The 13,782-nt window shown below is 69.8% G+C and carries 12 protein-coding genes; 6 read left to right on the plus strand and 6 right to left on the minus strand.

All coding sequences use genetic code 11. From position 1 onward, the window contains the following. Positions 1–2: 2 nt before the first annotated feature. The 6 genes from IPG61_10145 to IPG61_10170 are packed head-to-tail and all read right to left on the minus strand — an operon-like array spanning position 3 to position 5,433. A complete protein-coding gene (locus IPG61_10145; protein MBK6734434.1) occupies positions 3–809 on the minus strand; it encodes a TonB family protein in 807 nt (268 codons plus the stop codon). Further along, positions 806–1,300 carry a biopolymer transporter ExbD gene (locus tag IPG61_10150; protein ID MBK6734435.1) on the minus strand — a complete coding sequence of 165 codons (495 nt, stop codon included), beginning with the start codon at positions 1,298–1,300 and terminating at the stop codon, positions 806–808. Before IPG61_10150 ends, IPG61_10145 begins: the two co-directional genes overlap by 4 nt. A gap of 4 nt (positions 1,301–1,304) precedes the next feature. After that, positions 1,305–1,763, minus strand: a complete 459-nt coding sequence (locus tag IPG61_10155; GenBank protein ID MBK6734436.1) for a biopolymer transporter ExbD — start codon at positions 1,761–1,763, stop codon at positions 1,305–1,307. A 3-nt stretch (positions 1,764–1,766) separates the two neighbouring features. Continuing rightward, positions 1,767–2,489, minus strand: coding sequence for a MotA/TolQ/ExbB proton channel family protein (locus IPG61_10160; protein MBK6734437.1), 723 nt, complete (start codon positions 2,487–2,489; stop codon positions 1,767–1,769). Between the two features lie 8 nt (positions 2,490–2,497). Continuing rightward, a complete protein-coding gene (locus tag IPG61_10165) occupies positions 2,498–4,408 on the minus strand; it encodes a tetratricopeptide repeat protein (GenBank protein MBK6734438.1) in 1,911 nt (636 codons plus the stop codon). After that, positions 4,408–5,433, minus strand: coding sequence for a substrate-binding domain-containing protein (locus IPG61_10170; GenBank protein MBK6734439.1), 1,026 nt, complete (start codon positions 5,431–5,433; stop codon positions 4,408–4,410). The genes IPG61_10165 and IPG61_10170 overlap by 1 nt, the downstream gene beginning before the upstream one ends. A gap of 267 nt (positions 5,434–5,700) precedes the next feature. Here IPG61_10170 and IPG61_10175 point away from each other — a divergent pair, with 267 nt between their 5' ends. The 6 genes from IPG61_10175 (at position 5,701) to IPG61_10200 (ending at position 13,655) form a co-directional block, all read left to right on the plus strand. Beyond that, complete coding sequence (locus IPG61_10175) at positions 5,701–7,044, plus strand: Tat pathway signal protein (protein MBK6734440.1); 1,344 nt, start codon at positions 5,701–5,703, stop codon at positions 7,042–7,044. Positions 7,045–7,145: 101 nt separating this feature from the next. Beyond that, entirely contained in the window at positions 7,146–8,342 is a 1,197-nt protein-coding gene (locus IPG61_10180) for a sugar ABC transporter substrate-binding protein (protein MBK6734441.1), read from the plus strand. Continuing rightward, positions 8,339–9,241, plus strand: coding sequence for a sugar ABC transporter permease (locus IPG61_10185; protein MBK6734442.1), 903 nt, complete (start codon positions 8,339–8,341; stop codon positions 9,239–9,241). The genes IPG61_10180 and IPG61_10185 overlap by 4 nt, the downstream gene beginning before the upstream one ends. A gap of 21 nt (positions 9,242–9,262) precedes the next feature. Continuing rightward, entirely contained in the window at positions 9,263–9,670 is a 408-nt protein-coding gene (locus tag IPG61_10190) for a hypothetical protein (protein MBK6734443.1), read from the plus strand. Positions 9,671–9,681: 11 nt separating this feature from the next. Further along, the gene (locus tag IPG61_10195; protein MBK6734444.1) at positions 9,682–10,539 is read left to right on the plus strand and encodes a carbohydrate ABC transporter permease; all 858 of its coding nucleotides are present in this window, start codon (positions 9,682–9,684) and stop codon (positions 10,537–10,539) included. A 191-nt stretch (positions 10,540–10,730) separates the two neighbouring features. Next, positions 10,731–13,655, plus strand: a complete 2,925-nt coding sequence (locus IPG61_10200; GenBank protein ID MBK6734445.1) for a discoidin domain-containing protein — start codon at positions 10,731–10,733, stop codon at positions 13,653–13,655. The last annotated feature ends 127 nt before the right edge of the window (positions 13,656–13,782 follow it).

Below are 13,782 nucleotides of genomic sequence, written 5' to 3' on the forward strand. Positions count from 1 at the left end.
GGCTAGCCTCGCAGCCGGAACGTCACCGGCATGTTCACCCACACCTCGAGCGGCTTGTTGTCGATCAGCGCCGGGCGCCAGACCGACGACCGTGCGGCGACCAGCGCCGCTTCCTTGAGCGCTTCCTTTCCGTCGATGTAGATCACATCCTTGGCGCGCCCGTTCTTGCCCACCAGCACCCGCACCAGCACCGTGCCCTCGACGCCGGCCGCGCGCGCCACATCGGGATAAACCGGCAGGTCCATGCTGACACGCACCGGCTCCTGGTCCACGACGATGAAGTCGTCGGGCGCAGGCGACGTGTCGATGTCGGTCTCGACCACCAGCGAGTCGCCATCGCCGCTGCCGCTGCCGGCGCCGTCGAAGGTGATGGGGGCCAGCGCCTCGGCCATCTCGGTGACGGTGGCGATGGTCTGCGTGGTGGCCTTCTCGTCGGCCACCGGTTCGGGAATGGCGATGGTCGGCGGCGGCGCCGCGATCTTCGCCACGGCCTGCGCCACGTTGATCTGGGGCACGGCGGGCTTGGCGATGGACGGCGGCACCCCGAGGTCGGTGTAGCGCACGATCTTCACCGAGCGCGCCACCGGCGGCGCCGCCGGCGCGCGGTGCGACCACCAGAACCAGGCCGCGAACACCACCACCACCAGCAGCAACGCGCCGCCCGTGGCCCAGACCAGCCAGCGGGCCCCTTCGCGGCGCAGCGGGTGGCGCTCGCCGACCAAAGGCAGGCTGGGAGCGGCGTCCAGGCCGAAGGCCCAGGGGATGTGGCGCACCTCGCCGCCGCGGTTGTCGTTTGCGGTCGCGTTCATCGCGCGGCCTCCACGGCGGCCACGTCCGCCTCCTGCATCGGGATGAGGCTGAAGCGCTGCATCTTGGCGTCCTCGAGGGTGTCCATCATGTCGACCATGGGTTCGTAGCGGGCGTCACGGTGGATCTTCACGAGGATGATCAGGTTCGGGTTCGCGGCGGTGCCCGCCTCGAACCGCGAACGCAGGTCGGTCCAGGCGATGGGCTGCAACGGGTCGCGGCCCTGGCGCGCGAAGAGCTTCTCGTCCTTGGCCACGTACACGGTCAGCACGTTCGACTCGGGCACTTCCACGCGCGCATCGGCCTCGGGCATGTTCACTTCCATGGCCAGCGGACGGCGGAACACCGTCGTAACCATGAAGAAGATGAGCAGCAGGAAGGCGATGTCGACCATGGGCGTCATGTCGACGCGCACGCCGACGCGCCCCTTCTTGACGCGCCCGAACACGCCTGGCTTTTTCCCGCCCGCTTCGGCAACGGCAACGTCGGACATCGGGCTACCTCCCGCCTGCGGCGCCGCCGTCGGGCCCGGGCTGGTCATCGGCCTTGCGCAGGTCGGTCATCAGGTTGAATCGAAGCGTCTTCGCCTTGGCCAGCGTGTCCATCAGGTCGGCCATGGCGCCGAACGAGGCGTCCTTGTCGCCCTTGACGACGACAACGGCGCCCGGATTGCGCTCACGCCACTGCACGATGGCGGCCAACGCGTTGTCCGGCGCCATCTCCTGTGCGTCGGCCACGTTCTCGCTCGAGATGAACATCTGCCCGGTGCGGTTGACCGTCAGGATGATGGTCCCCGTCTCGGGCACATGGATCTCGGAGCGCGACAGCGGAAGCTCGACGGCCACCGACTCGGGCGCCTTGAACTGCGTCGTGGTCATGAAGAAGATCAGGAGCAGGAACGCCACGTCCACCATGGGTGTCATGTCGATCCGCACGGAACTGCGACGGGTTGCCACGTCCTACGACTCCTTGCCGGTCTCCAGCAGCTTCAGGACTTCGTACGAGGTTTCGTCGACGCGGTTGTTGAACGCGTCCACCCTCGTCGTGAAGAAGTTGTAGAGGAAACTGGCCAGAATGGCCGTGGTCAGGCCCATCGCCGTGTTGATCAGCGCCTCGCTGATGCCGAGCGCCAGGGCAGTGGCGTCCGGGGCCCCGGCCCTGGACATGGCCTGGAACGAGCGGATCATGCCGATGGTGGTGCCGAGCAGTCCGAGCATCGTCGCCAGCGACGCGATGGTCGACAGCCAGGTGAGGTTGCGCTCGAGGTTCGGGCTCTCCAGCGCGCTGGCTTCCTGCAGCGCCCGCCGCGTCTCGTCGAGCACTTCCTTCGAGGCGCCGCCCGGCTTGCCGCCGGTCTGCGCCCGGTAGCTCTCGATGCCGGCGCCGACGACGTTCGCCAGGCTGCCACCCTGCTTCTTGCACGCATCGACGGCAGCCGCAAGGTCGCCACCGACGAGCGAGCGCTTGATGTTGGCGATGAAGCCGGCAACGTTGCCGCGGCCGCCGGCGCGCCACAGCACGAACGAGCGCTCGATCGCGAAGACCAGCATCATCAGGAAGGCCCAGATGCCGAAGATCAGCACGAGTCCTGCCTGCTGTATGAACTCGGGCAGCATGGTCCTGATGACAGCGGAGATCGCCAACAGTACGACTGCGATCAGGAGTAAGGCGTAGTTCTTCATCGTGACGACTAGTCCTTTCCGGCGTTGCGGGCTTGGTTCAACAGTTCGGATCCGGTCTTGAGCATGGCGTTGTTCGGGTCGATGGCGCGGGCCTTGTTGAATGCGGCGCCCGCTGCGTCGAACCGGCTCTGGCCCAGCCGGGCGCTGCCCAGCCCGGCCCAGCCGTCGGCGTTGTCGGGTTCCGTCTGCGTGGACGATTCGTAGGCCTCTGCGGCCGCAGTATAGTCGCCGGCGCGCAGGCGGCAGAAGCCGATCCCGCGCTGGGCCTTGGCGTTGCCGGCCTCGCGCACGAGCACCTCGCGGTACTCGGCCTCGGCACTCTTCAGCGAGTCGACCGCGGCCAGCGCCTGGGCCAGCAGCAGCCGCGCGGTCACCTGGTCGCCGTTGATGGCGACGGCGCGACGGAAGTCGCCGATGGCCGCGCGCGGGTTGCCGCCCTGGTAGCGGGCGATGCCCAGGTTCAGATGCGCGGCGGCCTGGTTCGGGTCGCGCGCGATGGCGTTCGCGAAATGCGCGGCGGCCTCGGCCGTGCGCCCGGCCTTCATCTCGAGCAGGCCCATCTGGAACGGCACCGAGGAAGAGGTGGTGTCCATCTGCGCGGCGCGCTGCAGCGTGACCAGCGCGTCCTGCTCGCGCTTCTGCGACTGCTGCCACTCGGCCAGCGCGAACTGGTCGTCGAGCAGCCAGCCGTCCGGCGTGCCGGCGGCCGTGGCCAGCTCGGCCGCAGCGCCCGCGCGGTCGCGCAGCGCCTGGTCGCGCGCGCGCAGCCCTGCCTGAAGGTAGGTCAGCGTGGCGACCGAGTGGCCGGGCTTCAGTTCGAGCGCCTTCGCGGCGGCCGCGGCGGCGTCATCGTTGCGCCCGAGCTCCTTCATTGCCGAAGCCAGGCCCAGGTGGCCCTCGATGTCCTGCGGCGCGACCTGCGCATAGCGCAGCCAGGTGCGCGCCGCGAGTTCGGGCTTCTTCGCGCGCCGGTACAGCTCGGCCAGCTCGCGCAGCGCCGGCGTGAACGTGGAATCGGCGGCCCCGGCTTCCTCGAACTTCTGCCGCGCGTCGTTGGGGCGGCCCACCTTCGCGTAGAGGCGGCCCAGCTCGAGCAGCGTATCGGCGCGCGGCGTCACGCCGGGCATGGCGAGCATCTGCTCCCAGGCATTGACGGCCAGTTCGTCGTGTCCCTGCTCCTGGTACACGCGGGCCACCAGCGCGGTGTAGCGCGGGTCGACCGGGTCGAGATTCTGTGCGCGCAACGCCTCGATCTCGGCCTGCGCGATGGCCCCGTTGGCCAGGAACATGAGCGCTTTGGCGTGATGGTAGCGGTCCTCGCCCTTGAGCACGCCCTTGCGGTCCTTCGCCTTCTCGAGCAGGTCGCGACCCTTCTCCCAGTCGCCGGCCTGCAGCAACAGCAGCGCCTGCCCGTAGCGCGCGGCCCAGCACTTCGGGTCGGCCGCGGCCGCCTCGTCGAAGGCGTCGGCAGCCTGCGTCGTCTCGCCCCGGCGCAGCAGCAGCAGGCCCAGCTCGGCGCGCGGCTCGGCCCAGGCGCCGCCGCGGGCCTTCAGCGCGTCCTGGAAATGCTCCTCGGCGTCCTCGTAGCGCCCCTGCCGCAGTGCCGTGAGGCCCAGGCCGAAATGCGCCTCGTCGAGCCGGTAGGCGGCCTCGATGGCGGCCTTGAACTGGGCGGCTGCCGCGTCCCACTCGCCGGCTTCGAGCTGGCGGTTGCCCAGGCGGATGGGGTCGTTGTCGAGCGTGTAGGAAGGCGTGGGGGCGGCCTGCGCCTGCGGCGCGAGTGACGCGGTCATGGGCGCCATGGAAGCGGTGATGGGCGCCAGGAAAAAGGCGAGCGTCAGCAGCTGCGATAAGCCCGGCTTTACCGTGCCCGCGCCGCGCCGCCGGTTGGCGATTCCCGTGCCGAGGACGTTCATCATCAATCTCCCTGCTGGGCGCCGCTGCCGATCGGGTCGCGGGTCAGCTGGATCGTGCGGGCCATCATCCGCGCCGGGACCACGCCGCCGCGCTCGACCTGCCTGAGTCCGCGCGCGGTGGCCAGGTGTGTCAGGAACTTGCCGCCCTCGAGGCTGCCGGCGCCGCGGCAGGCCACGTACAGGAAATGGTGCAGCGGGTAGTCGCCGGCGGCGATGCTGGTCGCGTTGGGCGACATCGGCAATTTCCCCTCCGCGGCCACCACCCCGACGTAACGCGTTCCGGCCGGGGGGCCCGCAGCGGCGTCGAACCCGCCATCCAATGTACTGACCATTCCCCACGAACGCGGGTCGTTCGCGACGGCCGCCACGACGGAAGCCGGGTCGGCCAGGAAGATAATCCGGCCTCCCGCTGCCGGCGCAACGCCGGATTTGTCGTCGCCCGCGGCGGCAAGGCCGAGCCCGGCGCGGAAGGCGTCCCACGAGCCCTCGTTGGGATCGCAGGCGTAAAGCCGCTCACAGAAAGGCGCCAGGCCGCCCGGAAGTTCCGCCCCGGCGCCCGCCGGGAGGGCCAGCGCCGCGGCAAGGGCCGCCATGGTGACCGGGCCGGTGCCCGCCTCGCTGCCCGCCAGCAGCACCAGCCCGCCCACGCCCACGGAAAGCACGACGGCCGTGTCGCCGTCGGCGGCGCGGAACAGCTCCTGCTCGGCAGCGGTGGGCAGCCGGTAGGTGAAGGCCACGTCGGCCTCGCGGGACAGCAGTGCCTCGAGCGCCTGGTTGGTGCCCCCGGGCAGCAGGTTGAACGTGAGGGCGGGATAGTCGTGCTGGTACTCGACCGCCAGGCGCTCGAGCAGGGTCGGGGCCAGGTCGCGCCCGGCCACGGTCAGCGTCGGGTGCTCGTTGCCGGCGCCCTCGAGCGCGGTCTTGAACTGCTTCCAGGGGATGCCGCCGCGATAGAGGATCAGCCCCACGATCACCGAGAGGTAGATCGCAACGCGCACCAGCAGCCAGATCCTGCGACGCGGGGCCATGGGAAGGGCTTCTTCCACCAGACCGTGCCCTGCCGGCAGGCAGCCAGGGGGCCACCCGCGCGAGGCGCGGACCGTTTTTTGTTGCGCCATTCCGGTGGGCGCGGGCATAATCGCCGCATGAACCACCAGAAGTCTCTCGGCGCCGGCCTCCCGTGCCGCGCCTTTGCGCTCGTGATCGCCGTCGTGCTCGTGGCAGCGGCAGGTTGCAGCAGTGCCGGCCCGTCCCGCCAGGGAGCCGCCGCCATCCCTGGCGCGTCGGCTTTTTCAATGTCCCCCGATGAAACCGCTTTCATCGACGATTTGCAACACCGGACTTTCCGATTCTTCAACGAACTGGACCACCCGGTCTCCGGGCTGACCCCGGACCGGGCCCCCAGCGAATCGTTCGCCAGCATCGCCGCAACCGGCTTTGGCTTAACGAGTTACCCCATCGGCGTGGAGCGCGGCTGGATCGCCCGCGAGAAGGCCGCCCGCAGGGTCCTGACCACCCTGGCCTTCTTCCGCGACGCCCGCCAGGACACAACTGCTGCCGGCGCAGCCGGTTACCGCGGCTTCTACTACCATTTCGTCGACATGGAGACCGGCCACCGCTTCCGCGACGTGGAGCTGTCCACCGTCGACACCGCCCTGCTGCTGGCCGGCGCCCTGTTCTGCCAGTCGTACTTCGACGGCCCCTCGGCCCTGGAGGACAGCCTCCGCGCCACGGCCGAACGGCTGTACGACGCCGCCGACTGGACCTGGGCCAGCCCGCGCCCGCCCCTGATCGGCCACGGCTGGTCGCCCGAAGAAGGCCACCTGCCCTACGACTGGGGCGGCTACAACGAGGCGGCCATCCTCTATATCATCGCCCTGGGCTCGGACAAGCACCCGGTCGACCCGGCCGCCTGGGACGCCTTCCGCAAGGGCTACAAGTGGGGCACCTACTACGGTCAGGACCACCTCGGCTTCTCGCCGCTGTTCGGCCACCAGTACTCGCACGTGTGGATCGACTTCCGCGGGCTGTCCGACGCCTTCGTGAAGGAACACGGCATCGACTACCACGAGAACTCGCGCCGCGCCACGCTGGCCCAGCACGCCTACGCCCTGGAAAATCCGGGGGGATGGCGCGGCTACGGCCCGCGCCTGTGGGGCCTGACCGCCTGCGACGGCCCCGTCGGCGGCTCGTTCACCATCGACGGCCGCGAGCGCCACTTCGAGACCTACTGGGCGCGCGGCGCCTCGTTCACCTATGTGAACGACGACGGCACCATCTGCCCCTCGGCCGCCGGCGGCTCCATCGCCTTTGCGCCCGAACTGGTGGTGCCCACCCTGCTGGCAATGCGCCAGGACCACGGCGCGCGCCTCTACGGCGAATACGGCTTCTTCGACGCGCTGAACCCCACCTTCCGCCGCACCGACGTGGTCGTGCAGCACGGCTGGGTCGACCCCGAGCACGGCTGGTACGACGACGACTACCTGGGCATCGACCAGGGCCCCATCGTGACGATGATCGAGAACTGGCGCACCGGCCTGGTGTGGGACGTGATGAAGAAGAACCCGCACATCGTGCGCGGGTTGCGGCGCGCGGGATTCAGCGGCGGCTGGCTCGATGCAGCGCCGGTCACGCCGTGAGGCGCGCGGCCCTCGCCTCCGCCCTGTGCGCCATCCTCGCCCTGTCCGGCTGCACCCGCGGCGGCGACAGCGCCGGCGAAACCGAGCTCACCTTCTGGGGCATGGGCCGCGAGGGCGAGGTGGTGGGCGAGCTGATCGCCGCCTGGGATGCGCAGCACGACGATGTGAAAGTGAATGTGCAGCAGATCCCCTGGAGCGCGGCGCACGAGAAGCTGCTCACGGCGCATGTGGGGCGGGCGACGCCCGACCTGGCGCAGCTGGGCAACACGTGGGTGCCCGAGTTCGCGGCGCTGAGGGCGCTGGCGCCGCTTGATGAATGGGTGGAGCGGTCGCAGGTCGTGGCGCGCGACGATCATTTTCCCGGGATCTGGGACACGAACGTGATCGACGGGACGTTGTACGGCGTGCCGTGGTACGTGGACACGCGGGTGATCTTCTATCGCACCGACCTGCTGGCGGCGGCCGGGCATGACAGCATGCCGACCACGTGGACGGCGTGGCGCAATGCGCTGGCGGATATCGCGCGGCTGGGCGGGGCCGGGAAGTACGGCGTGCTGCTGCCGCTGAACGAGTGGACGCAGCCGGTGATCCTGGGGCTGCAGGCGGGGTCACCGCTGCTGGGCGACAGCGATACGCGCGCGGCGTTCGGCGAGCCGGCGTTTGCGGGGGCGTTCGACTACTACCTGGGATTGTACAAGGACGGCTTGGCGCCGCCGGTGGCCAACAACGAGGTGGCCAACCTGTACCAGGAGTTCGCGCGCGGGACGTTCGCGATGTACATCAGCGGGCCGTGGAACCTGGGTGAGTTCAAGCGGCGGCTGCCGGAAGAGCTGCAGGACAAGTGGGGCACGGCGCCGTTGCCGGGGCCCGACAGCGGGGCGCCGGGCGTGTCGCTGGCGGGCGGGGCCAGCCTGGTGGTGTTTGCCGGCTCGAAGCACCAGCAGAAGGCGTGGGAGCTGGTCGAGTACCTGAGCGCGCCGGCGCAGCAGCAGAAGTTCTTCGAGTTGACCGGTGACCTGCCGGCGCATCGCGCGGTGTGGGCCGATCCGCGGCTGAGTGGCGATGAGCGCACAAGAGCGTTCGCCACGCAGCTCGAGCGGGTGGTGGCCACGCCGAAGATCCCGGAGTGGGAGCAGATCGCCAACCGGGTGTGGGTGGCGGCCGAGCAGGCGGTGCGAGGGTCGCACACGCCGGCCGAGGCGCTCGCGGCGCTGGACAAGGACGTGGACCGGATGCTGGTGAAACGTCGGTGGCTGCGCGAGAGAGGCCAGTTGGGCAACGGGGGAGATAAGCGATGACGCGTCGCGCCCTTTCCCTCGAGCGCCGGAAGGCGCGGGCCGCGTGGTGGTTCCTGGCCCCGGCGCTGGTGCTGCTGCTGCTGTTCTTCGTCATCCCGGTGGGGGCCGGGCTGCTGCTGAGCCTGACCGACTTCGATGTGTACGCGATCGGCAGCCCCGAGACGGCGCGGTTCGTGGGGCTGAAGAACTACGGGCACCTGCTGCAGGACCCGACGTTCTGGCAGGCGGCGCGCAACACGCTGATGTTCGTGTTGATCGGCGGGCCGCTCAGCGTGGCCACTTCGCTGGGGGCGGCGCTGCTGCTGAATGCGAAGGCGATCCGGCTGCGCGGGCTGTTCCGCACCATCTACTTCGCGCCGGTGGTGACCACGCTGGTGAGCGTGGCCATCGTGTGGCGCTACCTGTACCACCCGAAGTACGGGTTGCTGAATTTCCTGCTGGGCGGGCTGGGCATCGGGCCGGTGGACTGGCTGGGCGATCCGCACTACGCCATGCCGGCGATCATCTTCCTCGCGGTGTGGAAGAACTTCGGCTACAACATGCTGATTTTCGTGGCGGGCCTGCAGGTGATTCCGCAGGACCTGTACGAGGCGGCGAGCCTCGACGGCGCGAACGGCCTGAAGCGGTTCCGTCACGTGACGCTGCCCGGGCTGGCGCCCACGTTCCTGTTCATCAGCGTGACGACGATGATCGGCTTCTTCCAGGTGTTCGCCGAGCCGTACGTGATGACGCAGGGCGGGCCGCTCGGCGCCACGCGCACGCTGGTGCTCTACATGTACGAAGAGGGTTTCCGCTGGTGGCGGATGGGTGTGTCGTCGGCGGTGGCGGTGCTGCTGCTGCTGATCACGCTGGCCGGCACGTTGCTGCAGATGCGCGCGGCGAAGCGCAGCGAGGCCTGAGCGGGTGAGGGGGCGGGCGTCGTGAATCCGTTGCGATTCCTGCGCGCGGCCGGCGCGCTGATGGTGCTGGTGGGGCTGGCGCGCGGCGCCGGCGGCGTGGCGCTGCTGGCGCGCGGCGGTGCGGCCGACCCGGCGATCAAGGCGGGCGGCGCGGCGGTGGTGGCGGCGGCGATGTCGCTGCTGCTGCTCGGGGCGCTGCTGGTGGCGGCGGGTGTGGGCGTGCTGCGGCGCCGGCGCGCGGCGTGGGTGATCGGGGCGGTGGGCACCGTGGCCTTCGTGCTGGGCGGGGCCGTGAACGGCACCGTGCTGTACGGGCGGCCGGGCGGCGGCGGCACGGCCATCAATGTGCTGGCGGCGGCGGCCATCATCGGCGGGCTGCTGGCGGGGCGCAGTGCGCTGGCTGATCCGGACGCGGACCGGGAAAATTGAAAGGGCAGGCGATGGCAACGGCAGCAAGGTCGGGGCAGGGGCAGGCGCGACGCCGGTTGGCGGGTCACGTGCTGCTGCATGCGATCCTGATCGTGGGCGCCCTGGCCACGCTGGTGCCGCTGGGCTGGATGGTGGCGGCCAGCTTCATGACCGCAGGCGAGGCGAATTCGCTGCCGCCGCGGCTGCTGCCGCAGCATCCCACGCTGCAGAACTACGTGACCATGTTCACGCGGCTCGACCTGCTGAAGCACTTCATCAACAGCGCCATCGTGACACTGCTGGCCACGGTGCTCAGCGTGCTGGTCAATTCCCTGGCCGGCTATGCGTTCGCGAAGCTGCCGTTCCCGGGGCGTGAGCGGCTGTTCAAGTCGCTGGCCGGGGCGCTGGTGGTGCCGGCGCAGGTGGGCATGCTGCCGTTGTTCCTGCTGCTGCGCCAGCTGGGCCTGGTCAACACGTACGCGGGCGTGCTGGTGCCGTACCTGGCGAGCATCTTCGGCATCTTCATGATCCGCCAGTACGCGCTGAGCGTGCCCGATGACCTCCTGGATGCCGCGCGCGTGGAAGGCGCCAACGAGTGGGCCGTGTTCCGGCTGGTGGCGCTGCCGGTGATCAAGCCCATCCTGGTGACGCTGGCGGCGTTCACCTTCCTGAGCGCCTGGAACGACTTCATGTGGCCGCTGATCATCCTGGCCGACAGCGACATGTACACGCTGCCGGTGGCGCTGGCCAACCTGGTGGGCGAGCATGTGCAGGACACCGAGCTGATGATGGCCGGCAGCGTGGTCACCATCATGCCGGCGCTGGCGGTGTTCCTGGTGTTCCAGCGGACCTATGTGCACGGGATCATGAGCGGGGGAGTCAAGGGATGAGCTTCAAGCGGATCCGGAAGGCAGGCGTCGCGGCGTTTCTGCGACGGTGGCTGGTCGTCCTGGTGTGCCCGGGCTGGTTGGCCATCGGTGCGGCAGAGGCGGTTATTGCGGGTGTTTTTTCCGAGCCGGTTGACGTATCAACCAACTTGGTCGCCTCAGCGACCCCGTTCGTGGGCGTTCTGGCGGCAGAAATGGTTGATACGTCAACCATCGGCCAGAAACGAACTCTCGCAACAGAGGAGCCCACGCCACAGGCCCCCACGCCGCAGGCCCCTGCCATCTGGGACGCCGACCAGGGAAATGCGCTGATCGACGACTTCAGCTCGATCGCCGCCTGGACGCCGGCGCCCGCCGACGGCGTGAAGCTGGACCTGGTGGCCGACGAGGGTGCGCTGCGCATGGACTTCGCGTTCAGCGGCGGCGGCTGGGCCATTGCGCGGCGCGATGTGGACCTGCCCCTGACCGAGAACTACGCGATCACCTACCGCCTGCGCGGCCAGAGCGGGCCGCAGCACCTGGAACTGAAGCTGATCGACGAGACGGGCCAGAACGTGTACTGGCACGTGCGCCGCGACATGCAGTTCCCCGCCGAATGGACCGACCTGCGCACGAAGAAGCGCCAGGTGAGCTTCGCCTGGGGGCCCGACGGCGGCGACAAGCCGCTGCGGCGCATCAAGACGATCGAGATCGCGGTGACGGCCGGCAGCGGCGGCGCCGGCAGTGTGTGGCTCGACGACCTGCGGCTGGTGGCATTGCCGGTCAGCAGCGGGCCGGTGCCCATGCCCGTGGCCGAGGCCAGCTCGCAGGTGGACGACAAGTCGCCCGATCTTGCATTGGACGGCGACGCGAACACGTGGTGGCTGGCGGGCCACGAGGAGACGGCGACCACGTTCACGCTCGACTTCGGCGGCGAGCAGGAGTTCGGCGGCCTGACCGTCGACTGGTTGTCCGGTGCGTGCCCGCGCGAGTACCTGGTCGAACTGGACAGCGGCGACGGCCACTGGCGCCCCGCTCTGCACGTGCCCGGCAGCAACGGCGGTCGCGACCAGCTCTACATGCCCGAGTCGGAGGCGACACGGCTGCGGCTCGTCGCGCTGGTGCCGGGCGAACTGCCGCCGGCGATCAGCGAGCTGAAGGTGCAGCCGCTGGCGTGGTCGCAGACGAAGGAAGCGTTCATGTCGAACCTGGCGCAGGAGGCGCGGCGCGGCCTGTACCCGCGCGGCTTCCTGGGCGAGCCCACGGCGTGGACCGTGGTGGGCCGGGACTTCGACACGCGTGAAGGGCTCATCGGCACCGACGGGGCGCTGGAAGCCGGCCCGGGCATGTTCTCGGTGGAGCCGTTCCTCTGGAGCGACGGCAAGCTGGTGACGTGGAACGACGTGAAGGCCACGCAGACGCTGGAGGGCGGGTTCCTGCCCATCCCGCGGGTGACCTGGAACCATCGCAACGAGAGCGGCGCCAACTGGCAGGTGACGCTGACCGCGGCGGGCGCGGGGCCGGCCGAGGCGTCGTACATCCTGGCGCGCTACCGCGTGCAGAACCTGGGCGACCGACCCGACACGCTGCGCCTGTACCTGGCGCTGCGGCCCATGCAGGTGAATCCGCCGGTGCAGTTCCTGAACATCCGCGGCGGCACGGCGAAGGTGCGGCAGCTGGAGCGCGAAGGCGATGTGCTGCTCGTGGACGGCCGGCCCGCCGTGCAGCTGCTGACCACGCCCGACGGCTGGGGCGCGAGTGCCTTCTTCGGCGGCGACATCGTGGCCGACTGGCTGGAGCAGGGCCGCATGCCGCCGACGCAGGCGGTGGGCGACCCGATGGACGCCGCCTCGGGCGCCGCCTGGTGGGACGTGGTGGTGGACTCGGGCAAGTCGCGCGACATCGCGGTGGCGCTGCCGCTGCACAACGCGCCGGCGCCCGCGAAGCTGGACGTGAACAAGGAACTGAAGGACATCACCAAGGCCTGGCATCGCAAGCTGGACAAGCTGCCCCTGAAGATGCCGAAGGGCCTGTCGAACGAACGCAAGGCCCTGGCCGAGGAAGCGATCGCCACCGCCAAGGCGCAGGTGGGCTGGATCCTGGTCAATCGCGCCGGGCCGGCCATCCAGCCGGGCACGCGCAGCTACGCCCGCAGCTGGATCCGCGACGGCGCGCTGACCGGCGAAGCACTGCTGCGCATGGGCCTGGTGCCGGAGGCGCGCGAGTTCCTGGAGTGGTTCGCGCCGCACCAGTACGAGAACGGGAAGATCCCCTGCGTGGTCGACCAGCGCGGGCCCGACCCCGTGCCCGAGCACGACTCGACCGGCGAGTTCATCTACCTGGTGGCCCAGGTGTGGCGCCATACGCACGACCGCGAACTGCTGGCCGCGATGTGGCCGCGCGTGCAGCACGGCGTGGCCTACCTCGACTCGCTGCTGGACACGCGGCGCACACCCGAGTACATGACGCCGGAAATGCGCCATTTCTACGGCATCTTGCCGCCGTCGATCAGCCACGAGGGCTACTCGGCCAAGCCGATGCATTCGTACTGGGACGATTTCTTCTGCCTGCGCGGCCTGAAGGATGCCGCCTGGCTGGCCGGCGAGGCCGCCGCTGCGGGCCTGGATGTTCCTGCTGGCGAGGCAGCGCGCCTGGCCGCCGTGCGCGACCGCTTCGCGACCGACTTCGCGGCCTCGATCGCCGCGTCGATGAAGGTGCACGGCGTCTCGTACGTGCCGGGCTGCGCCGACCTGGGCGACTTCGACGCCACCTCGACGACCATCGCGCTGGATCCCTGCGAAGCGGCCGACCTGCTGCCGCCCGGCGCCCTCGAGGCGACCTTCGAGAAGTACTGGACGTTCTTCGCCGACCGCCGCGGCGGCGCCCCCTGGGACGCGTTCACGCCCTACGAAGTGCGCTGCATCGGCGCGGTGGCTTCGCTGGGCTGGAACGACCGGGCCTGGGAGATGGTGGACTGGTTCCTCTCGCAGCGGGCCGTGCCGGGCTGGAAGGTCTGGGGCGAGGTGGTGGGGAGCGATCCTCATGCTGCGCGGTTCATCGGGGACATGCCGCATGGCTGGGTGGGGTCGGATTTCGTGCGGGCGCTCTCTGTTTGCATGCGCACGCCGCCGAAACGTTGACCTGTCAACCATTCGGGTGATGGCGACATCGTGAAAAGGCCCGCAGAACCGGTTTCTGCGGGCCTTTTTCATGGGTGATGGTTGACAGGTCAACCATCCGCGAAAAAAGAACACTCACAACAGAGCC

The organism is bacterium, from assembly GCA_016703265.1.
Taxonomy (GTDB): Bacteria; Krumholzibacteriota; Krumholzibacteriia; order LZORAL124-64-63; family LZORAL124-64-63; genus CAINDZ01.

Excerpts from the sequence above, each read along its gene's own strand:
- IPG61_10145 (MBK6734434.1), bottom strand. The coding sequence starts at position 809 with ATGAACGCGACCGCAAACGACAACCGCGGCGGCGAGGTGCGCCACATC.
- IPG61_10150 (MBK6734435.1), bottom strand. The coding sequence starts at position 1,300 with ATGTCCGACGTTGCCGTTGCCGAAGCGGGCGGGAAAAAGCCAGGCGTG.
- IPG61_10160 (MBK6734437.1), bottom strand. The coding sequence starts at position 2,489 with ATGAAGAACTACGCCTTACTCCTGATCGCAGTCGTACTGTTGGCGATC.
- IPG61_10165 (MBK6734438.1), bottom strand. The coding sequence starts at position 4,408 with ATGATGAACGTCCTCGGCACGGGAATCGCCAACCGGCGGCGCGGCGCG.
- IPG61_10170 (MBK6734439.1), bottom strand. The coding sequence starts at position 5,433 with ATGGCCCCGCGTCGCAGGATCTGGCTGCTGGTGCGCGTTGCGATCTAC.
- IPG61_10175 (MBK6734440.1), top strand. The coding sequence starts at position 5,701 with ATGTCCCCCGATGAAACCGCTTTCATCGACGATTTGCAACACCGGACT.
- IPG61_10180 (MBK6734441.1), top strand. The coding sequence starts at position 7,146 with ATGGGCCGCGAGGGCGAGGTGGTGGGCGAGCTGATCGCCGCCTGGGAT.
- IPG61_10185 (MBK6734442.1), top strand. The coding sequence starts at position 8,339 with ATGACGCGTCGCGCCCTTTCCCTCGAGCGCCGGAAGGCGCGGGCCGCG.
- IPG61_10195 (MBK6734444.1), top strand. The coding sequence starts at position 9,682 with ATGGCAACGGCAGCAAGGTCGGGGCAGGGGCAGGCGCGACGCCGGTTG.
- IPG61_10200 (MBK6734445.1), top strand. The coding sequence starts at position 10,731 with ATGGTTGATACGTCAACCATCGGCCAGAAACGAACTCTCGCAACAGAG.